The sequence below is a fragment of the Pseudomonas sp. SDO5591_S426 genome (assembly GCF_054070755.1).
On the sequence record NZ_JBSVXD010000014.1, the window covers coordinates 14,564 to 37,004 of the forward strand.

The 22,441-nt window shown below is 56.1% G+C and carries 29 protein-coding genes; 18 read left to right on the forward strand and 11 right to left on the reverse strand.

Annotated features, from left to right (window positions below; all coding sequences use genetic code 11):
- Positions 1–9: 9 nt before the first annotated feature.
- From ACW9JC_RS05260 to ACW9JC_RS05270, 3 genes are all read right to left on the reverse strand, one after another.
- On the reverse strand, positions 10–1,065 hold the full coding sequence (locus ACW9JC_RS05260; protein WP_457453990.1) for a hypothetical protein: 1,056 nt from the start codon (positions 1,063–1,065) through the stop codon (positions 10–12).
- Between the two features lie 89 nt (positions 1,066–1,154).
- Positions 1,155–2,210 (reverse strand): acyltransferase family protein, encoded by a 1,056-nt coding sequence (locus ACW9JC_RS05265; RefSeq protein ID WP_457453991.1) that lies wholly within the window; start codon positions 2,208–2,210, stop codon positions 1,155–1,157.
- Between the two features lie 210 nt (positions 2,211–2,420).
- The gene (locus tag ACW9JC_RS05270) at positions 2,421–2,705 is read right to left on the reverse strand and encodes a hypothetical protein (RefSeq protein WP_457453993.1); all 285 of its coding nucleotides are present in this window, start codon (positions 2,703–2,705) and stop codon (positions 2,421–2,423) included.
- A 367-nt stretch (positions 2,706–3,072) separates the two neighbouring features.
- Between ACW9JC_RS05270 and ACW9JC_RS05275 the strand changes: the two genes are divergently transcribed.
- Positions 3,073–3,267 (forward strand): hypothetical protein, encoded by a 195-nt coding sequence (locus ACW9JC_RS05275; protein ID WP_338585894.1) that lies wholly within the window; start codon positions 3,073–3,075, stop codon positions 3,265–3,267.
- A gap of 63 nt (positions 3,268–3,330) precedes the next feature.
- Here the strand turns inward: ACW9JC_RS05275 and ACW9JC_RS05280 are convergent, their stop codons facing one another.
- On the reverse strand, positions 3,331–4,083 hold the full coding sequence (locus ACW9JC_RS05280) for a carbonic anhydrase (protein ID WP_457454047.1): 753 nt from the start codon (positions 4,081–4,083) through the stop codon (positions 3,331–3,333).
- A 240-nt stretch (positions 4,084–4,323) separates the two neighbouring features.
- Here ACW9JC_RS05280 and ACW9JC_RS05285 point away from each other — a divergent pair, with 240 nt between their 5' ends.
- Complete coding sequence (locus ACW9JC_RS05285; RefSeq protein WP_457453995.1) at positions 4,324–4,779, forward strand: DUF2214 family protein; 456 nt, start codon at positions 4,324–4,326, stop codon at positions 4,777–4,779.
- A gap of 99 nt (positions 4,780–4,878) precedes the next feature.
- Here ACW9JC_RS05285 and csrA read toward each other — a convergent pair whose 3' ends face one another.
- Positions 4,879–5,073, reverse strand: a complete 195-nt coding sequence (gene csrA / locus ACW9JC_RS05290) for a carbon storage regulator CsrA (protein ID WP_007938114.1) — start codon at positions 5,071–5,073, stop codon at positions 4,879–4,881.
- 250 nt (positions 5,074–5,323) lie between these two features.
- Between csrA and ACW9JC_RS05295 the strand changes: the two genes are divergently transcribed.
- On the forward strand, positions 5,324–5,692 hold the full coding sequence (locus tag ACW9JC_RS05295; RefSeq protein ID WP_457453997.1) for an SPOR domain-containing protein: 369 nt from the start codon (positions 5,324–5,326) through the stop codon (positions 5,690–5,692).
- 75 nt (positions 5,693–5,767) lie between these two features.
- Here the strand turns inward: ACW9JC_RS05295 and ACW9JC_RS05300 are convergent, their stop codons facing one another.
- From ACW9JC_RS05300 to ACW9JC_RS05310, 3 genes are all read right to left on the reverse strand, one after another.
- Positions 5,768–6,457 (reverse strand): endonuclease I family protein, encoded by a 690-nt coding sequence (locus tag ACW9JC_RS05300; protein WP_338585898.1) that lies wholly within the window; start codon positions 6,455–6,457, stop codon positions 5,768–5,770.
- A gap of 4 nt (positions 6,458–6,461) precedes the next feature.
- Entirely contained in the window at positions 6,462–6,752 is a 291-nt protein-coding gene (locus ACW9JC_RS05305) for a DUF1654 domain-containing protein (RefSeq protein WP_457453999.1), read from the reverse strand.
- Positions 6,753–6,878: 126 nt separating this feature from the next.
- Positions 6,879–7,967: an asparaginase gene (locus tag ACW9JC_RS05310; RefSeq protein WP_457454001.1), complete on the reverse strand. Its 1,089-nt coding sequence runs from the start codon at positions 7,965–7,967 to the stop codon at positions 6,879–6,881.
- Positions 7,968–8,283: 316 nt separating this feature from the next.
- Here ACW9JC_RS05310 and ACW9JC_RS05315 point away from each other — a divergent pair, with 316 nt between their 5' ends.
- The 8 genes from ACW9JC_RS05315 to ACW9JC_RS05350 all read left to right on the forward strand — a co-directional run bounded on the left by ACW9JC_RS05315 (position 8,284) and on the right by ACW9JC_RS05350 (position 15,772).
- A complete protein-coding gene (locus tag ACW9JC_RS05315; protein WP_457454003.1) occupies positions 8,284–8,724 on the forward strand; it encodes a hypothetical protein in 441 nt (146 codons plus the stop codon).
- A gap of 176 nt (positions 8,725–8,900) precedes the next feature.
- The gene (locus ACW9JC_RS05320) at positions 8,901–9,857 is read left to right on the forward strand and encodes a substrate-binding domain-containing protein (RefSeq protein ID WP_457454004.1); all 957 of its coding nucleotides are present in this window, start codon (positions 8,901–8,903) and stop codon (positions 9,855–9,857) included.
- A gap of 55 nt (positions 9,858–9,912) precedes the next feature.
- Complete coding sequence (locus tag ACW9JC_RS05325) at positions 9,913–11,466, forward strand: sugar ABC transporter ATP-binding protein (protein WP_457454005.1); 1,554 nt, start codon at positions 9,913–9,915, stop codon at positions 11,464–11,466.
- Positions 11,463–12,440, forward strand: a complete 978-nt coding sequence (locus ACW9JC_RS05330; protein ID WP_338585905.1) for an ABC transporter permease — start codon at positions 11,463–11,465, stop codon at positions 12,438–12,440. Before ACW9JC_RS05325 ends, ACW9JC_RS05330 begins: the two co-directional genes overlap by 4 nt.
- A 3-nt stretch (positions 12,441–12,443) precedes the next feature.
- Positions 12,444–13,463, forward strand: a complete 1,020-nt coding sequence (locus ACW9JC_RS05335; protein WP_457454007.1) for a LacI family DNA-binding transcriptional regulator — start codon at positions 12,444–12,446, stop codon at positions 13,461–13,463.
- Positions 13,464–13,503: 40 nt separating this feature from the next.
- Positions 13,504–14,421, forward strand: a complete 918-nt coding sequence (gene rbsK / locus ACW9JC_RS05340; RefSeq protein ID WP_457454009.1) for a ribokinase — start codon at positions 13,504–13,506, stop codon at positions 14,419–14,421.
- Entirely contained in the window at positions 14,418–14,822 is a 405-nt protein-coding gene (gene rbsD / locus ACW9JC_RS05345; protein WP_338585908.1) for a D-ribose pyranase, read from the forward strand. Before rbsK ends, rbsD begins: the two co-directional genes overlap by 4 nt.
- A complete protein-coding gene (locus ACW9JC_RS05350; protein WP_457454011.1) occupies positions 14,774–15,772 on the forward strand; it encodes a nucleoside hydrolase in 999 nt (332 codons plus the stop codon). The genes rbsD and ACW9JC_RS05350 overlap by 49 nt, the downstream gene beginning before the upstream one ends.
- Positions 15,773–15,791: 19 nt before the next feature.
- Here ACW9JC_RS05350 and ACW9JC_RS05355 read toward each other — a convergent pair whose 3' ends face one another.
- On the reverse strand, positions 15,792–15,998 hold the full coding sequence (locus ACW9JC_RS05355) for a hypothetical protein (protein ID WP_338585909.1): 207 nt from the start codon (positions 15,996–15,998) through the stop codon (positions 15,792–15,794).
- A 132-nt stretch (positions 15,999–16,130) separates the two neighbouring features.
- Between ACW9JC_RS05355 and ACW9JC_RS05360 the strand changes: the two genes are divergently transcribed.
- Entirely contained in the window at positions 16,131–16,436 is a 306-nt protein-coding gene (locus ACW9JC_RS05360; RefSeq protein ID WP_457454013.1) for a hypothetical protein, read from the forward strand.
- 167 nt (positions 16,437–16,603) lie between these two features.
- Positions 16,604–16,924: an I78 family peptidase inhibitor gene (locus tag ACW9JC_RS05365; protein ID WP_457454015.1), complete on the forward strand. Its 321-nt coding sequence runs from the start codon at positions 16,604–16,606 to the stop codon at positions 16,922–16,924.
- Positions 16,925–16,995: 71 nt separating this feature from the next.
- On the opposite strand, the gene ACW9JC_RS05370 is transcribed toward ACW9JC_RS05365, so the two are convergent.
- A complete protein-coding gene (locus ACW9JC_RS05370; protein WP_003179963.1) occupies positions 16,996–17,208 on the reverse strand; it encodes a cold-shock protein in 213 nt (70 codons plus the stop codon).
- Between the two features lie 292 nt (positions 17,209–17,500).
- Complete coding sequence (locus ACW9JC_RS05375) at positions 17,501–17,803, reverse strand: hypothetical protein (RefSeq protein WP_338585912.1); 303 nt, start codon at positions 17,801–17,803, stop codon at positions 17,501–17,503.
- Between the two features lie 375 nt (positions 17,804–18,178).
- Between ACW9JC_RS05375 and thrS the strand changes: the two genes are divergently transcribed.
- The 5 genes from thrS (at position 18,179) to pheS (ending at position 22,418) form a co-directional block, all read left to right on the forward strand.
- The gene (thrS, locus tag ACW9JC_RS05380) at positions 18,179–20,101 is read left to right on the forward strand and encodes a threonine--tRNA ligase (RefSeq protein ID WP_338585913.1); all 1,923 of its coding nucleotides are present in this window, start codon (positions 18,179–18,181) and stop codon (positions 20,099–20,101) included.
- Positions 20,101–20,652, forward strand: a complete 552-nt coding sequence (gene infC / locus ACW9JC_RS05385) for a translation initiation factor IF-3 (protein ID WP_176469887.1) — start codon at positions 20,101–20,103, stop codon at positions 20,650–20,652. The genes thrS and infC overlap by 1 nt, the downstream gene beginning before the upstream one ends.
- Before the next feature lie 60 nt (positions 20,653–20,712).
- Positions 20,713–20,907 carry a 50S ribosomal protein L35 gene (gene rpmI, locus ACW9JC_RS05390; RefSeq protein ID WP_002553160.1) on the forward strand — a complete coding sequence of 65 codons (195 nt, stop codon included), beginning with the start codon at positions 20,713–20,715 and terminating at the stop codon, positions 20,905–20,907.
- A gap of 28 nt (positions 20,908–20,935) precedes the next feature.
- A complete protein-coding gene (rplT, locus tag ACW9JC_RS05395; RefSeq protein ID WP_007905879.1) occupies positions 20,936–21,292 on the forward strand; it encodes a 50S ribosomal protein L20 in 357 nt (118 codons plus the stop codon).
- A gap of 109 nt (positions 21,293–21,401) precedes the next feature.
- Positions 21,402–22,418 (forward strand): phenylalanine--tRNA ligase subunit alpha, encoded by a 1,017-nt coding sequence (gene pheS, locus ACW9JC_RS05400; protein WP_056853666.1) that lies wholly within the window; start codon positions 21,402–21,404, stop codon positions 22,416–22,418.
- Positions 22,419–22,441 lie beyond the last annotated feature (23 nt).

Below are 22,441 nucleotides of genomic sequence, written 5' to 3' on the forward strand. Positions count from 1 at the left end.
GGTGCCTATTTAGTTTGAGTTTATGGTATTGAGTATGAAATAGGGGTCAAAGTCGTGGTTTGTTGAGTTTCTTATAATGAAGTTCACGTTCTTGATGTTGTGATTTTCAATGTCTTTTTTAAACCAGTTCGCTGATTCCTCTGTGTAGCAGCACGCATCCTGGTTGTTGTATATCAGTGCTAGCTTGGTTTTTGAGTCGCTAATTTCTTTTACTAAATCTATGGTTTTATTTTTTTTGAAGAAGCTTGAACTGACTTGTTCTGCATCGCCGAAGTTTCTTTTGATGAATCTAAATTTGAGAGGCATGACTCCGGCGGCTAAAACGCAATTACTTAGCAGGTCCTTAAGCACGTCGCATGCGTATAGTCCGGTCGTTGCGCCGCCCGACAAGCCTACAAAATTAATCTTGTTATATCCCTTGGCCAAGCTGAAAGCATTCACGACGGCGCTGTCCATGAAGAATCTCATGTAATGAGATTTTCCAGTGTCAAATAGTTCAAAGACGCCGTGTATGGCCGCAGGGGTATTTTCGAGATCCTCAGGGTTGTAATTAACCTCGCCATCCCAGCTTTTAACCATAATAGGTTGATACTGTTTTTCAACTCCGAGGAAGGGCATGCTAACGAGCAGTACATCGTTTCCTGACTCTAAGGCCCCTGCAATGAACGTATATGCAAAGTTTTCAGTCTCGGCGGGCACCCCCCCATGTCCATGGTTATATATAAGGAGGTTTTGAGGGGTGGATTCGTTTTTCCGAGTGCCCTTGATCAAAACGGCAGACGATTTATAGTCGGTTATTTCGTAGCCTATTGAGAGGCATTTCTTTTCGTAGTTTGGAAATTTTTTAATGAATTCAAGATCCAGGGCTTTGCAGTCTGAATTTGTAGTGTCCTGTGGGTTCGAAAATTCAATATCGCCGTAAAGATATTTTAAGCTACTGCTTGATGGTATTTTTTTTAGTAAGGATTCTCTATGTGTTTCAGCATGACTTAGGGAGCTTGCTAGCAAAAATATCAAGGCGGATGCGCCGACTGTTAATGCTTTTTTCAAGGAGTTGTGATTCATGTTTGTGGTTCGCTGATTCTATATTGATTTAGGTTATGGGCGCTGAAGAGCCTTCTGCGATTCGATTCTTTCTGGTCGACGCCGATGTGTTATGGGCGCAGTTGTTGTGTTCTGCTCATTAAGTAATAAAGCTTGGTTGCAGCGGGTTTTTCGACCAGTTTGTTGATTGCGTAAGCCATAAGTATCATCAATAATGTCGTTCCAAAAAAGAGAATGTGGATGTTGGTAGTGGCGTAGAAATGATTGAATATGATGTACCCGATAAATTGATGCAGTAGATACAGCGGGTAGGTGAGGGCGCCGATGGTACTCCAGTTTCTCTTTCCGATAGTTCCCGTTTTTCGCAGCGCTGAGAGTGACATGATAATAAAAAAACTAGAAATTATCGCCGTCACAATTATCGGGCTGACTTCGGATCTAAATATTGGTGATATCAGTTCCGCTTGTTTTAGTGCTTGGTGCAGCGCTAACAGGAAGGAACCGAAAATAGTGATGGTTCTTAGCGTGGAAACACCATTTCTACGCACGAGAAATAGTGAGGCGCCGGCTATGAAGAAAGGTGCGTAGTCTGAGATCAGATGAATGGATAGACGTCCTTCACCGAAAAAGGCTGTGTAAGCTGTATATGCCAGCCACGCCAGCATGAGGTATTCTGCGTGCTTCATCTGCCTCAAAAACAGAACGATTGCGATTAGAATGTAAAACCTGATTTCTACAAATATTGACCAGTAAGCACCATCAATTGAGGGTTGTTGAAAAAAACCGCTGGTCATGGTCATGTTGAGCAAGTACTGAGAAAAACTCGCCGTGAACTTTGGGTCATCGGCGATCGTAATTACCAGGAATGTTATTGTGCAGCAGGCCCAAAAAGCCGGATACAGGCGAATAATTCTAGATCTTATAAATGAGACTGGCGTCGCATTTGTTGCCGTCATGAAAATGACAAACCCGCTGATCATAAAAAAGAACTGAACACCCAGGTATCCATATTTGGCAACGGGAATAATCCATGGGTAGGACATAAGGGATAGGTCGTCATACGCATGTCCGCGGAACGCGTAATGAAAAATAAGTACTGCCATTGCCGCGATGAAACGAAACAGATCTATTTCGTTTATACGGTCTTTAGTCTCGGTTACCGTCAATTTTCTTGCCTTGATTTGTCATGGGTAGCTATTTGGCTAACCAAATATCCTACCGCCAGTTTCAGGTGAAAGCGATAGTGGATCGACCTGTCCTAGGGGTTCAACGAAAGGTTGATCCTTCTTTGTCGTGGGGTATACAGGTAAATTTTGGGCAAATTTCAGGCAAGCGATCGCTTGAATATCCTGGTAACCGAGCGTCTTGACGACGGCTTACTCAATATTCTTCAACCCCACCGTATTCCGAGCCAGCTTCGCGCGCTCACTCCAGGTGATCGTGTGGCTGGCCTTGTTCCATCGCACCTTCCTGATGTCGCGGCCCGACGCTTTTTCGATGGCATCAGCGATGTAGCGAATGTTGAAAGTGCTCCCTGCACACTCTCCATGGTGAAGCAGGGCTGCTTTCCAGGCCTCCAGATCGCTCATGCTTGAGCGTTCGATGATGATGACTTTCTTGAATCCGCCAGCCACAAAATGGATCTCGTAACGTTCCCTCATTACCAGGCTGTCCCCGCCAGCAATTCTGCTTGAGAAATATTATCATTTGCGGAGTCGGATTAGGATGTCCGTGCTGCCAAATGAAAATCATTTCTACCCGATGTTGAACTGTGGGCAACGAACTGCATCCAACCAGAACAGGCGACCAGGCGTTTGATTGGCTCAGTGAAGCTGGAGGGGAGATGATGGGGAGGCGAGCGATGATCCGATTCTTTGCGGCTTACTTGTCCATTTGCCTTTTGCTTCAATGGACTGTGGTTGAGGCATCCCCCTGGATTGCCACTCATGTGCTTCTGAGATGGATCCTGTAACGCGGTGATTCAGGCGTAAAATGGGCGGTGCTCCCTCATCTAAAGGAGTCACATATATGATCTCCGACCAAATCAACAAGCAGTCATCCGACAGCCAAACTGCTTGGGATCGATACTTCTGCGCTGCGTTGATTGCAGAGAGCAATCTGACGGCACCCGTAGTAGGCGGGGCCACTCACGAAGACAGGCAGAATCTGTTGATCGAGAGGGCCAAAGCCCTCGCCGACAAAATGATGGAAAACAGAAAATAACCAGAGCCCAGCCATCGCGCTGGGCTCTTCACATCTGGCACTTTTTACCGAAGCCCTGATGATTCAGGCAATCAGTTCGACCTTCCCGGTCGCCAGGCGATAGATGCCCCCCACTATTTTCAACTTGCCGTTGCCGAGCGCGTCGGTCAGCAGTGGCGTGGCCTGCTTGAGGCGTGCAACCGAGTCTTTGACATTTTGTACGGTCGCGTTTTCCACCAGGTCTCCAGGTTGTTTGATCACTGTTTCGATAGCGGGTTTGAGTGCGTCAGTCAGTTTCGGGATCTGCCCGGGGAACACCGTTTTGTCCTTGACGGCTTTGATGCCGGCCTCGATCGCGCCGCAGCTCTCATGCCCCAATACCAGAATGAGCGGCGCGCCAAGCACGGCGACACCGTACTCGATACTCGCCAGACCTTCGTCCGTAACAAAGTTACCGGCCACGCGGATGGCGAAAAGATCACCTCGTGCAGTATCGAACGCGTACTCGGGGGCGATGCGCGAGTCGGAGCAACTCAGGACCGCGACGAACGGGTTCTGACCGGAAACCAACGCTTCACGCTCGTCCTGGAAGTCATGGGTTTCTGACTCGCCGCTGACATACCGTTCGTTTCCCGCCATCAGTCTTTTAAGGGCCTCATCAGGGCTGATGACGTTTTTGGGTTTGGGGGGCGTTGAGGTTTTTTCGGCCGCGTGGAGGATCTGATTGGGCAGGGTGCCGGCGAGTAGCAGGGCGCCGGCTCCTAATCCGGCAAGGCGAAGAAAGCGGCGACGCTCTTGGGTTTTTGAAGCAGAGTTTGAATCACATGATTCACACATGATTTTGTGTACTCGGGTCAATTCGGTGGGAATGACTGCTTTTGGGCAGTGCGGCAAGAACATGTCGCACTGGCGAGTTGGAGTCTAGTCGGTCTCTGTAACGCCATGTCTTTGCCGCCTGCGGGTTGGCTCCCATGAGCAGAACAGAGGCATCTGCTAATGGTTGGGCAGATGCAATTCATCGATTGATGAGCTACTACTGACAGGTTTATTCATCTTCGTCCTGACAGGAGTTTCACGATGCTGGCTCACTGGTTTCTTGCGGTGGTACACCTTTTGGCGTTAACGATGGGGTTTTGGGCGGTTCTGGTTCGCGGTACGAATTTTCGGCGTTTGGCGAGTGGCGCGGGAGAGGCTCGCAGCGTGCTGATCGCGGATAACCTTTGGGGGATTTCCGCACTCATTCTGTTGGTTACCGGTGGGATGCGAGCCTTTGGCGGGTACGAAAAAGGCACGGATTACTACCTGCATCAGCCGTTGTTTCACCTCAAGATGACGCTTTTCGTTCTTGTCCTGCTGCTTGAAGTAGCGCCGATGGTGACCTTGATCAAATGGCGGGTGGCACTGGCGCGTGGCGCGGCAATCGATACCGGGCGCGCGAAGTTGTTTGCGCGGATCAGTCATGTCGAAGCGTTGCTGGTGCTGCTGATGGTTGTCGCGGCCACTGGCATGGCGCGTGGCGTGACGTTTGGATAGCTAGGGGCAAGCGAGGAAGGCAGAGGGCGTAGCGGCAGATGAATCTTTAGCCAGCCGTCGTTCCGGGGCGAACGGGCTGGCTACTGACTGCATCAGGATTCAGGGAGTCTGCGGCTTGTCCGGGGCGGTCAGGCCAGCTTGAATGCGCTGATAAATCTCTTCGCGATGCACCGCAACGTCTTTCGGGGCGTTGATGCCAATTCTGACTTGCTGGCCGCTTACGCCCAGGATGGTGATCGTAATGTCATCACCAATATTTATGCTTTCACCGACTTTGCGGGTGAGTATCAGCATGGTCTTCTCCTTGATTGCTTTGTGGGGCACCTGATTCGGACAGTGCAGAGGTCGGTGGTATGTATAGATTAGTGCGAAGTCTCACAGTTTGGGTGCCTCTTTCTGACGCGCAGATGCAGCATTAATTCCCAAGGCGTAACTATACAGAGGCCGCAACCATCATTCTCGTTGTTTTGTGCCCATTTTACGGCACTCGGGAAGTATTCATGAGTGTTAAAATCCTCGCTTTAAGCATTCAGAGGGAAACGCTGTGCGCAAAATGGTTTTGGTTATGGCGGTACTGGCGCTGGCGGGATGTGGTGAGGACAAGCGTGGGGATGCGCAAAAGCCGCAGCCTGCAGCGGCGGCGGTAACGCCGGTGCAAGTGTCGGGGCCGCAATGGGATCTTGAAGTGCGAGGCGAAACACCTCAGGCAGTCAGCGACCTGAGCGGCTGGCTGATCGAGCACAGCTTCATGTCCAATGTCATCAGGGAAAATGGCAAGACCCGGATTCTGATGGGGCCATACGGTTCGAAGGCTGAAGCCGACGCCAAGCAGGCGCAAGTGAACGCAGCGCTCGTCAAGGCGAAAAAACAGAACATTGAAGTGCTGGTCCTCGAGCGTCCGGCAGCCCAATAAGTACCGCGCTTCTCGATGAGAAATTAAAAAGGCCTCGGGTATTGAACCCGAGGCCTTTGTGTTTTCAACGCGTATTCAGCCGCAGGATTTCATGTCCACCGGGCCGACAAACTCGTTGCCGCGTCCCATGACGCACGCCACGCTTTGGTTGCGTTGACGTTCCCAGGCCTGAACCGGATAGGTTTTGTCCCAGGCTTCGTACAGTTGGCGATCCTGTTTCGACAGGCGCAAGCCGTACTGCTTGCTCATGTAGAAATACGTCCGGGCGATCATCCCTCGAATGGATGGGCGAGGCATGACCTTCTTCGCCTTGAAGTCGACCTGGGTCAGGCACGAGCCGTATTGACCCGATTGCTCGGGCAACCAGCCGAAACTGAAGTTGCTGCGATCGCCGTTCACCTCACCGATGCTTGGCACCAGGTTATGCAGATCGGCCTCGGCCTTCTGGTAGGTCGGATCGTAGCGCGTGCAGTTCTTGCGTCCGCCTTCCTGCCAGCATTGGCGCTGGTGACCAATCTGCCAGGCCGGAACGATGTGTTCCCACTCGATGCGCGAGGCGCGCTTGGCATTTTTACGCGGCACGTAGCCACACGCTGCGAGGTTCACCTTGTTGCCGGTGTATTTGCAGCCGCAATAAAACTCGGTGGATTGGGGCGCGTACAACTTCCAGGCGACTTTCTTGGCTTCGTTGAAGGTGCGGGGCGCATCGGCCTGGGCGCCCATGGCGAACAACAGAAACAGCAAAGCAAAACAACGGACACTCATTGACTCAGTCTTCCTTCGGCACGACCCAGAAAATCTGCACACCGCCGTCATCGCGATAGGCGAGGGTGACGTTGTCGTTTTCATCGATTTCTTCGAGCAGGCGTTCCCACTCATCCACGGGCTCGTCCGGCAGACGGAAGATCAGTGCAGCCTTGGCTTTTTGGGCGGTGGGGGAATTGATGATTTTCTGAACTCGCGTGCCCATGCGGACATAGGAGTCAGGTGAGGCAGAGGTGGTGTCCAAGGGATTATCCTTATTAAGCTGTACGTGCATACAGTATTTAACTGTAGGCATTTTCGCAACTGCTTAAAATTCAAGAAAATCCTCTGACAGCGGTTTGTTCCATTTGGTGTAGGAAGAAGGAATATTTTTTCGAAAGGCGAGGCGGTGCCCGACCGGAATCGGTCGGGCGAGGGTGAATCAGTATTCCCAGAACATCCGTTGCAGCTCTTTGCTGTCGTTAGTCTTGGTCAGGGCGACCATGGCCAGGATGCGGGCTTTCTGCGGGTTCAGATCGTGACCCACGACCCAGTCGTACTTGTCGTCAGGCTGTTCGGCGTTACGCAGTACGAAGCCACCGGCGTTGACGTGGGAAGAGCGGATGATTTGCACGCCGTCCTTGCGCAGGGCTTGCAGGCTTGGAACGACCCGCGAAGACACCGAGCCGTTGCCGGTGCCCGCGTGGATGATGGCTTTGGCGCCGGACTGAGCCAGCGCTTTGTAAGCGGTGTCGCTGACGTTGCCGTAGGAGTAGGCGATTTCTACGTCAGGCAGGCTCTTGATGTTCTTGATGTCGAACTCCGAGTCCATGGTGTGGCGCTTGGCTGGCAGACGGATCCAGTAGGATTTGCCTTCAACCACCATCCCGAGGGGACCCCAAGGGCTTTTAAACGCCTCGGTCTTGATGTTGATCATTTTGCTGACGTCGCGACCCGACTGGATTTCATCGTTCATGGTCACCAGCACGCCTTTGCCGCGAGCCTCTTTGCTGCTGGCCACGGCCACGGCGTTGTACAGGTTCAGCATGCCGTCAGCTGACATCGCGGTGCCTGGGCGCATCGAGCCGACGACGATGATCGGCTTGTCGGTCTTTTCAACCAGGTTCAGGAAGTAAGCGGTTTCTTCCAGGGTGTCGGTGCCGTGGGTGATCACGATGCCGTCGACGTCAGCGCTGTCGGCCAGTTCGGCCACGCGGCGACCCAGTTGCAGCAGGTTTTCGTTGGTGATGCTCTCGGACGCGATCTGCATCACTTGTTCGCCGCGAACATTGGCGACCTGGCTCAGTTCTGGAACGCCGGCGATCAGTTTATCGATGCCGACTTTCGCCGCCTGGTACGTCGCGCTGTTGGCCGCGCTGGCGCCGGCGCCGGCAATGGTGCCGCCGGTGGCAAGAATCACCACGTTCGCCAGTTTCTGTTGGGTTTCGACTTCTTTTGCCTGAAGGGCAGTAGGCAGGAGCAGCAAGAGGGCCAAGGCGCCCGGAACAAAATGTTTGATAGCAGATGTCATTATTTTTCTCTCTAGTAGTGACGGTGCTGATGCAAGTTCATCTAGATGCGCCCCGAGCGGATCTGAACGCTTGGGGTGCTGGAGAAGAGCAGAATCTGTACCAATTACACTTTGTATTGAGAGAATCGTTTAACTTACTGATTTGTTTAAATATTTAAACGCGGTTTCAACGTGATGACTTTGCGGGTTGTCCGGATTTCCGACTGATTGCGGGTTTCGCGTTCGGCTCTCCGACAGTCGGATCGTCGGTTGCAGCTAAAGAAACCGGTACGCTGGCCGATCTCTCCATGAGGAATCCTTTTTTCATGGAGTTCACATGTCGTTGACCGTCGGTTTTCCAAATGCGTCCGTGATCAACATTGGCGGGAAGTCTCCCTCGACTGTTGAGACCTTGAGCGAGGCGGCGGCTGATACGTCGACACAGCGCCTGGGGCTGGAAGCGGACGAGAAAAAGTCTGTCAGCCTCGGCGGCGGCGCGCAGGGTAGTGAGAAAACCGAAAGCGCGGGCAGTAAGCAAAGCATTGCCGTGCAGATGTTGCTCAAGCGCATGCAGGAATTGCAGGAGCAACTGCGCGAGCAACAGCAGCAATTGGCGGCAACCCAGGCTGCGAAATTCCAGTCGGCGGAAGCCAAGGCGACCGCAGTCATGTCGATTCAGTCGCAGATTGCCGATACGTCCGCGGCACTGATGCAAGTGGCCGCCGCCCTGGCGAAGGAGCTGACAGGTTCCGGGAATGTGGTCAGTACCACAGCGTGAACGGTTCCCTCAGATGGCGTTTACTCGTCATTGACAAATCTCGACAAGATTCGCATAGTCCGGTCTACGCAAACGTTTGCGCGGCTGTCCTGATGGGCTAAATCCATCAGCGAACGCCACGCAGCTTACGCCAGCGCAAGCGTTGCTCACAATAATCATAAGATCGGAGTGAACCCATGAAGCTGCCATTCGCTGGACGTCTTCTTGCTGTCGCTATGCTGGCTGCCGCCTCTGCTGCGCTGCCTGTCTCTTCGGCTTTCGCTGAAACGCCTGCCAAACCTAAAGTCGCCTTGGTGATGAAGTCCCTGGCCAACGAATTCTTCCTGACCATGGAAGACGGCGCCAAGGCCTACCAGAAAGATCACTCCGGCGAGTTCGAGCTGATTTCCAACGGCATCAAGGACGAAACGGATACCGCGGGCCAGACGCGCATCGTCGAGCAAATGATTCTGGCCAAGGTCGATGCGCTGGTCATCGCGCCGGCTGACTCCAAAGCCATGGTGCCGGTGATCAAGAAAGCCATCGATGCCGGTATCACCGTGATCAACATCGACAATCAGCTTGATCCGGCCGTGGTCAAAAGCAAAAACATCAGTGTTCCGTTCGTAGGTCCGGACAACCGCAAAGGCGCGCGTCTGGTCGGTGAGTACCTGGCCAAGAAACTCAAGGCCGGTGACGAAGTCGGCATCATCGAAGGTGTGTCCACGACCACCAACGCCCAGGCCCGCACCGCGGGTTTCAAGGACGCGATGGAAGCCGCGCAGATCAAGGTTGTGTCGGTGCAGTCCGGTGACTGGGAAATCGACAAGGGCAACAAGGTTGCCGCGTCGATCCTCAGCGAATACCCGCAAACCAAAGCCCTGCTGGCCGGTAACGACAGCATGGCGCTCGGTGTAGTGTCGGCGGTACGTGCTGCGGGAAAGGCCGGTAAGGTTGAAGTCGTCGGCTACGACAACATCAACGCCATCAAGCCCATGCTCGCGGACGGTCGAGTGCTGGCCACGGCTGACCAGTTTGCCGCCAAACAAGCGGTGTTCGGCATCGAGACGGCGCTGAAAATCATCAAGGGCGAAAAAGTCGACAGCAGCGCGAACGGTGTGATCGAGACGCCGGTAGAGCTGGTTACCAAGTAATCCTCTGGCGACACAATGGCGCTCGCCCGTCCGGGCGAGCGCATGGAGAGTTTTTATGTCCGTTCGCGACCCGAACGCTGTCCTCTCGGTCAGCGGCATCGGCAAGACCTACGCCCAACCGGTCCTGACCGGCATCGACCTGACGCTCATGCGCGGTGAAGTGCTGGCGCTGACCGGTGAGAACGGCGCGGGCAAAAGCACGCTGTCGAAGATCATTGGTGGGCTGGTCACGCCGACCACTGGCCAGATGCAATTCCAGGGGCAGGATTACCGACCGGGCAGCCGCACTCAGGCGGAAGACCTCGGCATCCGCATGGTCATGCAAGAACTCAATCTGCTGCCGACCTTGTCGGTGGCGGAAAACCTGTTTCTCGACAACTTGCCCAGCAACGGAGGCTGGATCAGTCGCAAGCAACTGCGCAAAGCGGCGATCGAAGCCATGGCTCAGGTCGGTCTCGATGCGATCGATCCGGACACCCTGGTCGGCGAACTGGGCATCGGTCACCAGCAAATGGTCGAGATCGCCCGCAACCTGATCGGCGATTGCCACGTGCTGATCCTCGACGAACCGACGGCCATGCTCACAACCCGTGAAGTCGAGATGCTGTTTGAACAGATCACTCGCTTGCAAGCTCGCGGCGTGTCGATCATCTACATTTCCCATCGCCTCGAAGAGTTGGCGCGGGTTGCCCAGCGCATTGCGGTATTGCGCGACGGCAATCTGGTGTGCGTCGAGCCGATGGCCAATTACAACAGCGAGCAACTGGTCACGTTGATGGTCGGTCGTGAGCTGGGCGAACACATCGACATGGGCCCGCGCAAGATCGGCGCTGCGGCGTTGACGGTCACGGGCCTGTCTCGTGCCGACAAGGTTCGTGACGTGTCCTTCGAAGTGCGCGCCGGCGAGATCTTCGGCATTTCCGGTTTGATCGGAGCAGGGCGCACCGAGTTGCTGCGGCTGATCTTCGGCGCCGATATCGCAGATAGCGGCACCGTTGCGCTGGGTTCGCCGGCGCAAGTCGTCAGCATCCGATCCCCGGTCGACGCAGTCGCTCACGGCATTGCCCTGATCACCGAAGACCGCAAGGGTGAAGGCTTGCTGTTGACGCAATCGATCGGCGCCAACATCGCGCTGGGCAACATGCCGCGTATTTCCAGCAGCGGCTTCGTCAATCCCGGCGACGAAGCGTCCCTGGCCCAGCGTCAGATCGACGCCATGCGCATCCGCAGTTCCGGCCCGGCGCAATTGGTGTCCGAGCTGTCCGGTGGCAATCAGCAGAAAGTGGTGATCGGCCGTTGGCTGGAGCGCGACTGCTCGGTGCTGTTGTTCGATGAGCCGACTCGCGGTATCGACGTCGGCGCCAAGTTCGACATTTATGCGTTGCTCGGTGAACTGACCCGCCAGGGCAAAGCGCTGGTGGTGGTCTCCAGTGACCTGCGCGAATTGATGCTGATCTGCGACCGCATCGGCGTGCTGTCGGCGGGGCGGCTGATCGACACCTTCGAGCGCGACAGCTGGACCCAGGATGACTTGCTTGCCGCCGCTTTTGCCGGCTACCAAAAACGTGATGCGCTGCTCAACGAAGCCGCGCCTAGGGATCTTCCATGAAAACCGTATCTTCGCCCGGCAAACGCAGTGGCAACTTTTATGGCCTCGGCACTTATCTGGGCCTGGCCGGTGCGTTACTGGCGATGGTCGTGCTGTTCTCGGCCCTGAGCAGCCACTTCCTGTCCTACGACACCTTCAGCACCTTGGCCAACCAGATTCCGGATCTGATGGTCCTGGCGGTCGGCATGACCTTCGTGTTGATCATCGGCGGCATCGACCTGTCGGTGGGCTCGGTGCTGGCGCTCGCCGCCTCGACGGTCAGCGTGGCGATTCTCGGCTGGGGCTGGAGCGTCCTGCCCGCCGCATTGCTCGGCATGGCGGCGGCCGCACTCGCGGGGACCATCACCGGATCGATCACCGTGGCTTGGCGCATTCCATCGTTCATCGTGTCCCTAGGCGTGCTGGAAATGGCTCGCGGCGTGGCGTATCAGATGACAGGTTCGCGCACGGCGTACATTGGTGATGCCTTCGCCTGGTTGTCCAACCCGATCGCCTTCGGGATTTCGCCATCGTTTATCATCGCCTTGCTGATCATCTTCATCGCCCAGGCTGTATTGACCCGTACCGTGTTCGGTCGCTACCTGATCGGCATCGGCACCAACGAAGAAGCGGTACGGCTGGCGGGGATCAATCCCAAGCCCTACAAGATCCTGGTGTTCAGCCTGATGGGGTTGCTGGCGGGTATCGCCGCGCTGTTTCAGATTTCGCGCCTGGAAGCGGCAGACCCGAACGCCGGCTCCGGTCTCGAACTGCAAGTGATCGCCGCGGTGGTGATCGGTGGCACCAGCCTCATGGGCGGTCGCGGTTCGGTCATCAGTACGTTCTTCGGGGTGTTGATCATTTCCGTATTGGCGGCCGGTCTGGCGCAGATCGGCGCATCCGAGCCGACCAAGCGCATCATCACCGGCGCGGTGATCGTCGTCGCGGTGGTGCTCGATACCTATCGCAGTCAGCGCGCAAGCCGGCGGACCTGAGTCATGGCAACGATCAAAGATGTGGCGGCACTCGCAGGGATTTCCTACACCACGGTTTCCCACGTGGTGAACAAGACCCGGCCGGTCAGCGAAGAAGTGCGGATCAAGGTCGAGGCGGCCATCAAGACCCTCGACTACGTCCCCAGCGCGGTGGCCCGGTCGCTCAAGGCCAAAACCACGGCGACCATCGGTTTGCTGGTGCCCAACAGCCTCAACCCGTACTTCGCCGAACTGGCCCGGGGCATCGAGGATTACTGCGAGCGCAATGGCTATTGCGTGATCCTCTGCAACTCCGACGATAACCCGGACAAGCAGCGCAGCTACCTGCGCGTGTTGCTTGAAAAACGCATCGACGGGCTGATCGTCGCCTCAGCGGGCGGCGATAGCGGGTTGGCACAGGGCTTGTCGAATGTCCGCACGCCGATGGTGATTGTCGACCGCGGACTGGACGGCGTCGATGCAGACCTGGTGCGCATCGATCACGAATACGGTGCCTACCTGGCCACCCGGCACCTGCTGGAGCTGGGGCATCGGGACATCGCCACCATCAGCGGCCCGGCGACTACTAGCGTGGCGCAAATGCGTCTGGCCGGATTTTGCCGGGCCCTGAAACAAGCGGGCATCGAAGTGCCGAGTGAGCGCATGCTGGAAAGCGATTTCACCAGCACCGGCGGCTACAACGCCGCGGCGATCCTGCTGGAGCGCAATCCACCCAGCGCGATCTTCGCCGCCAACGACATGATCGGCATCGGTGTGCTGCGAGCCGCTGCCGAGCGCAATGTCCGTGTACCGACCGAGTTGTCGGTGATCGGCTTCGACGATATCCAGATGAGTCGCTACGTCTATCCGGCGTTGACCACCGTGGGGCAGTCGATCCTGCAGTTGGGCGAGATGGCGGCTGAAGTATTGCTGCGCCGGATCGCCACGCCGGCTCTGGTCACCGAACAAAGGATCGTGACGCCCAGCATCGTCATGCGCGAATCGACCGCGCCATTGGCCGGCGTATTTGCGCAATTCCGTTAATTAAAAGCGTCGCTGAAACCGAATGAATGAGTAGCAATGTATGTCAGCAAAAGTAGTGGTAATTGGCAGCCTCAACATGGACCTGGTCACCCGGGCGCCACGGCTGCCGCGCGGTGGCGAGACGCTGATCGGCGAGTCGTTTACCACGGTATCCGGTGGCAAGGGCGCCAATCAGGCAGTGGCTGCCGCGCGATTGGGCGCGCAGGTGTCGATGGTTGGTTGTGTGGGCAGCGATGCCTACGGTAAAGAGCTGCGTGAGGCGTTGTTGGCCGAGCAGATCGATTGTCAGGCCGTCAGCACCGTGGAAGGCTCCAGCGGCGTGGCGTTGATTGTGGTTGATGACAATAGCCAGAATGCGATCGTGATCGTTGCCGGTGCCAACGGCGCGTTGACGCCTGCGTTGATCGGCTGCTTCGATTCGGTCCTGCAGGCTGCCGATGTGATCATTTGTCAGCTGGAAGTGCCGGACGCCACGGTGGGTCACGCGCTCAAGCGCAGTCGCGAATTGGGCAAGACTGTGATCCTCAATCCGGCCCCGGCCAGCCGTCCATTGCCAGCGGACTGGTACGCGAATATCGACTACCTGATTCCCAACGAGAGCGAGGCGTCGGCACTGAGTGGTTTGCCGGTGGACTCTCGGCAAACCGCGGAAATCGCTGCGACCCGACTGATCGAGATGGGCGCGGGCAAAGTGATCATCACCCTCGGCGCCCAGGGTTCGCTGTTTGCCGATGGCAAGGGCTTTGAACACTTCCCCGCGCCGATCGTGAAGGCGGTCGACACCACGGCGGCTGGCGATACCTTCGTCGGCGGTTTTGCTGCCGCGCTGGCGGGCGGCAAGAGCGAAGCCGAGGCGATTCGCTTCGGTCAGGTGGCTGCGGCGCTGTCGGTCACCCGAGCCGGCGCGCAACCGTCGATTCCCTCCCTTTGCGAAGTACAGGCGTTCAAGCCAGCATGAAAAAGACTCCGTTGCTCAACGTTGCACTGTCGCGACTGATCGCCTCCCTGGGTCATGGCGACAAAGTGGTGATCGGTGATGCGGGGCTGCCGGTACCGCCCGGGGTCGAACTGATCGACTTGGCGCTGACCCACGGCATTCCGGATTTCATCAGCACCCTGAAGGTGGTGCTCAGCGAAATGCAGGTTGAAAGCCATGTGCTGGCCCAGGAAATCCTGGAGAAAAAACCATCGGCACTGTCGACCCTGGACGAACTGAATGCCGAGGGGGCGCTGGGGCAGCGTGAGTTGCTCAGCCACGAACAATTCAAGGTTCTCAGCCGACAGGCCCGGGCGATCGTGCGCACGGGCGAATGCCAGCCGTACTGCAACATCGTGCTGGTTGCCGGAGTAACGTTTTGAATCGTCCGGAGAAAATCGACCTCATCATCGACACCGACCCTGGTGCCGACGATGTGGTGGCGTTGCTGTTTGCGCTGGCATCACCCAATGAATTGAACGTCCGTGCGTTGACCACTGTTGCTGGCAACGTACGCCTGGACAAGACCTCGCGAAACGCGCGGCTGGCGCGCGAATGGGCGGGGCGCGAGGAGGTTCCAGTGTATGCCGGGGCGCCGAAGCCGATGATGCGCACGCCGATCTATGCCGAGGACATCCATGGCAAGGAAGGCCTGTCCGGTGTCGCCGTGTACGAACCGAAGGCAGGCTTGGCCGAGGGCAATGCCATCGACTACCTGATCGATACGCTGATGGCCGCCACGCCCCACAGCATCACCCTTGCCATTCTCGGACCACAGACCAACCTGGCCCTGGCGCTAATCCAGCAGCCTGGAATCGTTCAGGGCATCAAGGAAGTGGTGATCATGGGTGGTGCGCACTTCAACGGTGGCAACATCACACCGGTGGCGGAATTCAACCTGTTCGCCGATCCGCACGCGGCCGAGGTGGTGCTCAAGAGCGGATTGAAGCTGACCTATCTGTCTCTGGATGCGACCCACAAGATCCTCACCAGCGACGAGCGCCTGAAGCAGATAGCCGCGTTGAACAACCGTGCCAGCAGGCTGGTGGTCGATATTCTGAATGACTACATCAAGGCCGATATGGAGCACTACGACATCCCGGGTGGCCCGGTGCACGACGCCGCCGTCATCGCCTGGCTGCTCAGGCCGCAGTTGTTCAGCGGGCGCGAGGTCAATGTGGTGATCGACAGTCGCGAAGGTCCGACCTTCGGCCAGACCATCGTCGACTGGCATGACCGCCTCAAAGCGCCCAAGAATGCCTTATGGGTTAACGGCGGTGACGCGCAGGGCTTTTTCGATCTGCTGACCGAGCGACTGGGTCGTTTGAAGTAAGTCTCACAGTCGCAGGCTTTTACGCCGAGTCAGTTGCACTCTTGTGGTCTGCCAGGTGCTTCTCGAACACCTGTTCGATGAAGGACTGGGCAGCTTCGGTTCCCAGGTCTCTGACCAGTAGATCGATGCCGATGATTGCAAGCTCTTCCGTCGTACCCGGGCTGTAAGAGCTATGGCCGTCCTGCCACTTTGCTTTGATGTCGGCGTCGATACTTACAGTGGTCATGATGGCGCTCGTGCGGTCGGGGAAGTCTGAGCCTCGAGTTAACCATTTTGCGGCGAGTTTGGCACTCCGACTTAGGCATGAGTGGAGGGCTATGCGACACTTGGTCTTTGATGGATTTTCAAGGATTGTGCTGTGCAGATCGATTTGAACACTCCCGACGGCTTGACCCTTGAAGCGGTGCGTCAACTGTTGGCGGCGGCCAGCGACGATGAACATACGCAGTTGCGTGTGACCAAGGGCGGCATCGCCTATATTTCATCGGGGGTCGTGGGCGGCACCGATATCGACGGCTTGCTGTTCCGTCTGGAAACCTGGGCCAGGGGCTCCGGTTATGTTGGGCGGGTCGCGGCCAGCGATGAGGTCTGGGTCATGCAGATCTTCAATGCGCTGAAGCAGAACTGGCCACGTCCGGCTTTCGATTACATCGACGTGTATTGAGCACCGTTCATATTCAGTCACGATTGAAGGGTGAAGGGCAGGGCGATGCTCAGGCAAACTTGCCGTTTGTCCGAGGCGAAGGGCAGGGTGCTTGGGCTCCCTGTGAAACCAAACGCCGGATTGGCGGTCGCACGATCTCAGCTTAACTCTCGAAAATAGGAGGCTTCATGCCTTGGAAGCTCGCGTCATTGGGTACTTTGTTGGCCGTTTCCCTGCTGGCGGGTTGCAGCACTGCCACCAACGAGTCGGCAACTGACCCTGTAACGACGACTGACACAGGTCACAGCCGTTGCGAGGCCAAAGCGGCCGAATTCACCATCGGCAAACAGGCTTCTCCCGAGCTGCTGGAGCAGGCGCGTACCCGTGCTGGTGCGCAGAACGCGCGATTCCTGCAGCCGACCGACATGGTGACGCTGGAGTACCGCTCCGACCGTCTGAACCTCAACACCGATGCCAATCGGGTCGTCACCCGCGTCAACTGCGGCTGATCGCTCAGGCTTTTACGACGCCCACAAAAAACCCCGTCACATGGACGGGGTTTTTTTAGTGCGCCTGGAAATTACTCTGGGCGAACTTGAGCAGCTTGCATACCCTTTTGGCCTTTCTCAGCCACGAAGGAAACGGTTTGGCCTTCTTTCAGGCTTTTGAAACCGTCGCTTTCGATAGCTTTGAAGTGTACGAACAGGTCGTCACCGCCACCTTGAGGAGTGATGAAGCCGAAGCCTTTTTCATCGTTGAACCATTTAACGGTGCCGGTTTGGCGATTAGACATGGTGTATCTCCAAGAAACATATATTTTCAGTAGTACTGTGCTGCTCAGGCCAACTGGGCACACCGGGGTATCATAGTCGAAATGTTCGCTTTGGGAGCCCCCCACAGGTGCTGTTTGCCCTACAGTCGCACATTCTTTGTTGCCTGATATGGCTGAAAGCCCCGTTTTAAAAGGCTTTCAGCCGAAAGTAAAGACGATAAAAAAAGCTGTAAAACCTGCGTAATTTGTCGAAAAAAGTGCTTTTCAGCGGTTTTTCACCGGTTGAAAGCGCATTTTTTAGGTGGTTTCAGGCTTATTTTTTCGCCGGATTGTTGGCCTTGCACTTGGAAATTTGGGTCAGGGCCTGTTGCTTCAGGGAGTCGCTGGCCGTGTTGTCCATCAAGGACTGAAGGTCCTTAGCCGGGTACGATTTGATCGCGTCTGCACCGCAAGCACAGTGGGATTTGGCACCAGCTGCGCCGATCTGCGGAGTGGCCGCTTCGGTGCACTGAGCCATGTATTTCTCACGCTCACCCTTCGGCCATTCGGCGTGGGCGGCCAGGGGCAGCAACAGGACGATGGGGGCGACTACAGCGAATAAACGATTCAGACGCATGCCGGGATGCTCCTTTTGGGGTCAGTGTCTTTTTATCTGAGGGGTAAAGCGGGGATCAAGTTCATCACTCTGGCACAAAAACGCCGGATTTGCCCTGGCATAAAACCTGTGCACCGCCACGACCGTTCATCTGTGCTAGCATGCCTCGCTCGGGCGCTTGCAGGCGCCGGTCGACCCTCAGTCCCGGCTGCGGCGAATGCCCGAATAATCCTGATTTGAATCCCAGTCACTCTGGTTCGATTTTCCGGTTGGCCGAAAGGCTCCTGCCGCTGTAAGGCAGGCGTTCGTCATTGAATGGCCTGGATCGGATCTTGTACTGGCTCATCCCAACCCACGTGACCTTTGGTAGGGGTCACCACTAGGAGAGGAGGCGCCATGCCAACTATTACTCTTCCCGACGGCAGTCAACGTTCATTCGATCACCCGGTTTCCATCGCCGAGGTCGCCGCATCCATTGGTGCCGGTCTGGCCAAGGCCACCGTGGCCGGCAAGGTCAATGGCAAGCTGGCTGACGCCAGCGACATCATCGACAGCGACGCTACGCTGCAAATCATCACGCCAAAGGATGAAGAGGGGCTGGAGATCATTCGCCACTCTTGCGCTCACCTGGTTGGCCATGCGGTCAAGCAGTTGTATCCGACCGCCAAAATGGTTATCGGCCCGGTCATCGACGAAGGCTTCTATTACGACATCGCCTTCGAGCGTCCTTTCACTCCGGACGACCTGGCGGCCATCGAACAGCGCATGCAGCAGCTGATCGAGAAAGATTACGACGTGATCAAGAAAGTCACTCCGCGCGCCGAAGTGATCGAAGTGTTCAAGGCCCGTGGCGAAGACTACAAGTTGCGCCTGGTCGAGGACATGCCGAACGAACAGGCCATGGGCCTGTACTATCACGAAGAATACGTCGACATGTGCCGTGGTCCGCACGTGCCGAACACGCGTTTCCTTAAGTCCTTCAAGCTGACCAAGCTGTCCGGCGCCTACTGGCGCGGCGATGCCAAGAACGAGCAGTTGCAGCGAGTTTACGGCACCGCTTGGGCTGACAAGAAGCAACTGGCTGCCTACATCCAGCGCATCGAAGAAGCCGAGAAGCGCGATCACCGCAAGATCGGCAAACGCCTGGGCCTGTTCCACACCCAGGAAGAGTCGCCGGGCATGGTGTTCTGGCACCCGAACGGCTGGACTCTGTACCAGGTGCTCGAGCAGTACATGCGCAAGGTTCAGCGCGACAACGGCTACCTTGAGATCAAGACGCCTCAGGTCGTTGACCGCAGCCTGTGGGAGAAATCCGGGCACTGGGCCAACTACGCCGACAACATGTTCACCACCCAGTCGGAAAACCGCGACTACGCCATCAAGCCAATGAACTGCCCTTGCCACGTGCAGGTGTTCAATCAGGGCCTGAAAAGCTACCGCGAGTTGCCGATGCGTCTGGCCGAATTCGGTGCCTGCCACCGTAACGAGCCATCGGGTGCGCTGCACGGCATCATGCGCGTGCGTGCATTCACTCAGGATGACGCCCACATCTTCTGCACCGAAGAGCAGATGCAGGCCGAATCCGCGGCGTTCATCAAGCTGACCATGGACGTTTACGCCGACTTCGGCTTCAAAGATGTCGAGATGAAGCTGTCCACTCGTCCGGAAAAACGCGTCGGTTCCGACGAGTTGTGGGATCGAGCCGAAGCTGCATTGGCTGCAGCCCTTGATAGCGCTGGCCTGCCGTACGATCTGCAGCCGGGCGAGGGTGCGTTCTACGGTCCGAAGATCGAGTTCTCGCTGAAAGATTGCCTTGGTCGCGTCTGGCAGTGTGGTACCCTGCAGCTCGATTTTAACCTGCCTGTCCGTCTGGGAGCCGAATACGTCTCCGAAGACAACAGTCGCAAGCACCCGGTGATGTTGCACCGGGCGATCCTGGGCTCCTTCGAACGTTTCGTCGGAATCCTGATCGAGCACTACGAGGGTGCATTCCCCGCGTGGCTGGCTCCGACCCAGGCAGTGATCATGAATATCACTGATAAACAGGCCGATTTTGCCGCCGAGGTTGAAAAAACCCTCAACGAAAGCGGATTTCGTGCCAAGTCTGACTTGAGAAATGAAAAGATCGGCTTTAAAATCCGCGAGCATACTTTGCTCAAGGTTCCTTATCTCTTGGTTATCGGAGATCGGGAAGTCGAGATGCAGACTGTCGCTGTGCGTACTCGTGAAGGTGCTGACCTGGGCTCGATGCCCGTCGCCCAGTTCGCTGAGTTTCTCGCGCAAGCGGTTTCCCGGCGTGGTCGCCCAGATTCGGAGTAATTACTATTAAGCGTGAAATGAGACAAGATAAACGAGCTGCACCGAAAGCCCCGATCAACGAGAATATCTCGGCACGCGAGGTTCGGTTAATTGGGGCTGAAGGTGAACAGCTTGGGATTGTGTCAATTGAAGACGCGCTTCTTAAGGCTGAAGAGGCCAAACTGGATTTGGTGGAGATTTCCGCCGATGCAGTACCCCCTGTTTGCAAACTGATGGACTACGGCAAATCTATCTTCGAGAAGAAGAAGCAGGTTGCCGCGGCCAAGAAAAACCAGAAGCAGATTCAGGTAAAAGAAATCAAGTTTCGTCCAGGGACGGAGGAAGGGGATTACCAGGTAAAACTGCGCAACCTGGTACGTTTCCTGAGTGACGGGGACAGGGCCAAGGTATCCTTGCGATTCCGCGGCCGTGAGATGGCCCACCAGGAGCTGGGGATGGAACTCCTCAAGCGAGTTGAAGGTGACTTGCTCGAGTACGGTTCGGTCGAACAGCATCCTAAGATGGAAGGACGCCAGCTGATTATGGTCATCGCCCCGAAAAAGAAGAAGTAATCAACAGGGCACGGCAGGCCTTCTGATTATGTTTATCAACTGAATGCGGAGTATCCGAACATGCCAAAAATGAAGACCAAAAGTGGTGCTGCTAAGCGGTTTCTGAAAACTGCTAACGGTATCAAGCACAAGCACGCTTTCAAGAGCCACATCCTGACCAAAATGTCGACCAAGCGTAAGCGTCAACTGCGCGGTAGCAGCTTGCTGCATCCGTCTGACGTGGCAAAAGTCGAGCGCATGCTGCGCCTTCGTTAATTTTAGTCAAGAATAGAGGAAGTAACTCATGGCTCGTGTAAAGCGTGGCGTCATTGCCCGTAAGCGTCACAAAAAAATTCTGAAACTTGCTAAAGGCTACTACGGCGCACGCTCCCGCGTATTCCGTGTTGCCAAGCAAGCGGTAATCAAGGCAGGCCAATACGCCTACCGTGACCGTCGTCAGAAAAAACGTCAGTTCCGCGCTCTGTGGATCGCTCGTATCAACGCTGGTGCTCGTATCAACGGTCTGTCCTACAGCCGTTTCATCGCCGGCCTGAAAAAAGCGTCCATCGAGATCGACCGTAAGGTTCTGGCTGATCTGGCAGTGAACGAAAAAGCGGCGTTTGCTGCGATTGTCGAGAAAGCTAAAGCCACCTTGGCTTAAGTACCCCCGACAGTCACCCGGCCTCACCTCCGTGGGGCCAGGTGTTAAACGTCATAAATAGGGGAAGAGCCTTCAAGCTCTTCCCCTATTTTGTATCTGGAGTCTGTACATGGAAAACCTGGATGCGCTCGTCTCTCAAGCACTAGAGGCTGTGCAAAGCGCTGAAGATATCAATGCCCTGGAGCAAATCCGGGTTCACTACCTTGGCAAGAAAGGTGAATTGACTCAGGTGATGAAGACCCTGGGGAATTTGCCGGCAGAAGAGCGTCCGCAAGTCGGTGCGCTGATCAACGTTGCCAAGGAACGTGTCACAGACGTTCTCAATGCGCGCAAGGCGTTGTTTGAAGAGGCCGACCTGGCCGCCAAACTGTCCGCCGAGTCCATTGACGTGACCCTGCCGGGCCGCGGTCAGACCTCCGGTGGTCTGCATCCGGTTACCCGCACTCTGGAACGCATCGAACAATTCTTCACCCACATCGGCTACGGCATTGCCGAAGGCCCTGAGGTCGAAGACGATTATCACAACTTCGAAGCGCTCAACATCCCAGGCCATCACCCGGCCCGGTCGATGCATGACACCTTCTATTTCAATGCCAACATGTTGCTGCGCACCCATACCTCGCCGGTACAGGTCCGCACCATGGAGTCGAAGCAGCCGCCGATCCGCATCGTCTGCCCAGGCCGCGTATACCGTAGCGACTCGGATATCACCCACTCGCCGATGTTCCACCAGGTCGAAGGCCTGCTGGTCGATCGCGACATCAATTTCGCCGATCTCAAAGGCACCATCGAAGAATTCCTGCGCGTGTTCTTCGAAAAAGAACTGGCCGTGCGTTTCCGCCCTTCGTATTTCCCGTTCACTGAGCCATCCGCTGAAGTCGACATGGAATGCGTGATGTGCAGCGGTAAAGGCTGCCGAGTCTGCAAGCAGACTGGCTGGCTGGAAGTCATGGGCTGCGGCATGGTTCACCCGAACGTGCTGCGCATGTCCGGCATCGATCCGGAAGAGTTTTCGGGCTTTGCCTTCGGCATGGGCGTTGAGCGTCTGGCCATGCTGCGTTACGGCGTGAACGACTTGCGTCTGTTCTTCGACAACGACTTGCGGTTCCTCGCGCAATTTCGCTAGTCGTAACGAATTCTTAGGAGAGC

Bases quoted from the DNA above. Each gene is read 5' to 3' on its own strand.
- ACW9JC_RS05355 (WP_338585909.1), bottom strand. From the start codon at position 15,998: ATGACCACTGTAAGTATCGACGCCGACATCAAAGCAAAGTGGCAGGAC.
- ACW9JC_RS05320 (WP_457454004.1), top strand. From the start codon at position 8,901: ATGAAGCTGCCATTCGCTGGACGTCTTCTTGCTGTCGCTATGCTGGCT.
- ACW9JC_RS05335 (WP_457454007.1), top strand. From the start codon at position 12,444: ATGGCAACGATCAAAGATGTGGCGGCACTCGCAGGGATTTCCTACACC.
- ACW9JC_RS05280 (WP_457454047.1), bottom strand. From the start codon at position 4,083: ATGTGTGAATCATGTGATTCAAACTCTGCTTCAAAAACCCAAGAGCGT.
- ACW9JC_RS05365 (WP_457454015.1), top strand. From the start codon at position 16,604: ATGCCTTGGAAGCTCGCGTCATTGGGTACTTTGTTGGCCGTTTCCCTG.
- thrS (WP_338585913.1), top strand. From the start codon at position 18,179: ATGCCAACTATTACTCTTCCCGACGGCAGTCAACGTTCATTCGATCAC.
- ACW9JC_RS05310 (WP_457454001.1), bottom strand. From the start codon at position 7,967: ATGACATCTGCTATCAAACATTTTGTTCCGGGCGCCTTGGCCCTCTTG.
- pheS (WP_056853666.1), top strand. From the start codon at position 21,402: ATGGAAAACCTGGATGCGCTCGTCTCTCAAGCACTAGAGGCTGTGCAA.
- csrA (WP_007938114.1), bottom strand. From the start codon at position 5,073: ATGCTGATACTCACCCGCAAAGTCGGTGAAAGCATAAATATTGGTGAT.
- ACW9JC_RS05325 (WP_457454005.1), top strand. From the start codon at position 9,913: ATGTCCGTTCGCGACCCGAACGCTGTCCTCTCGGTCAGCGGCATCGGC.
- ACW9JC_RS05315 (WP_457454003.1), top strand. From the start codon at position 8,284: ATGTCGTTGACCGTCGGTTTTCCAAATGCGTCCGTGATCAACATTGGC.
- rbsD (WP_338585908.1), top strand. From the start codon at position 14,418: ATGAAAAAGACTCCGTTGCTCAACGTTGCACTGTCGCGACTGATCGCC.
- rbsK (WP_457454009.1), top strand. From the start codon at position 13,504: ATGTCAGCAAAAGTAGTGGTAATTGGCAGCCTCAACATGGACCTGGTC.
- rpmI (WP_002553160.1), top strand. From the start codon at position 20,713: ATGCCAAAAATGAAGACCAAAAGTGGTGCTGCTAAGCGGTTTCTGAAA.
- rplT (WP_007905879.1), top strand. From the start codon at position 20,936: ATGGCTCGTGTAAAGCGTGGCGTCATTGCCCGTAAGCGTCACAAAAAA.
- ACW9JC_RS05270 (WP_457453993.1), bottom strand. From the start codon at position 2,705: ATGAGGGAACGTTACGAGATCCATTTTGTGGCTGGCGGATTCAAGAAA.
- ACW9JC_RS05275 (WP_338585894.1), top strand. From the start codon at position 3,073: ATGATCTCCGACCAAATCAACAAGCAGTCATCCGACAGCCAAACTGCT.
- ACW9JC_RS05375 (WP_338585912.1), bottom strand. From the start codon at position 17,803: ATGCGTCTGAATCGTTTATTCGCTGTAGTCGCCCCCATCGTCCTGTTG.
- ACW9JC_RS05370 (WP_003179963.1), bottom strand. From the start codon at position 17,208: ATGTCTAATCGCCAAACCGGCACCGTTAAATGGTTCAACGATGAAAAA.
- ACW9JC_RS05305 (WP_457453999.1), bottom strand. From the start codon at position 6,752: ATGCCTACAGTTAAATACTGTATGCACGTACAGCTTAATAAGGATAAT.
- ACW9JC_RS05285 (WP_457453995.1), top strand. From the start codon at position 4,324: ATGCTGGCTCACTGGTTTCTTGCGGTGGTACACCTTTTGGCGTTAACG.
- ACW9JC_RS05260 (WP_457453990.1), bottom strand. From the start codon at position 1,065: ATGAATCACAACTCCTTGAAAAAAGCATTAACAGTCGGCGCATCCGCC.
- ACW9JC_RS05330 (WP_338585905.1), top strand. From the start codon at position 11,463: ATGAAAACCGTATCTTCGCCCGGCAAACGCAGTGGCAACTTTTATGGC.
- ACW9JC_RS05350 (WP_457454011.1), top strand. From the start codon at position 14,774: ATGCCAGCCGTACTGCAACATCGTGCTGGTTGCCGGAGTAACGTTTTG.
- ACW9JC_RS05300 (WP_338585898.1), bottom strand. From the start codon at position 6,457: ATGAGTGTCCGTTGTTTTGCTTTGCTGTTTCTGTTGTTCGCCATGGGC.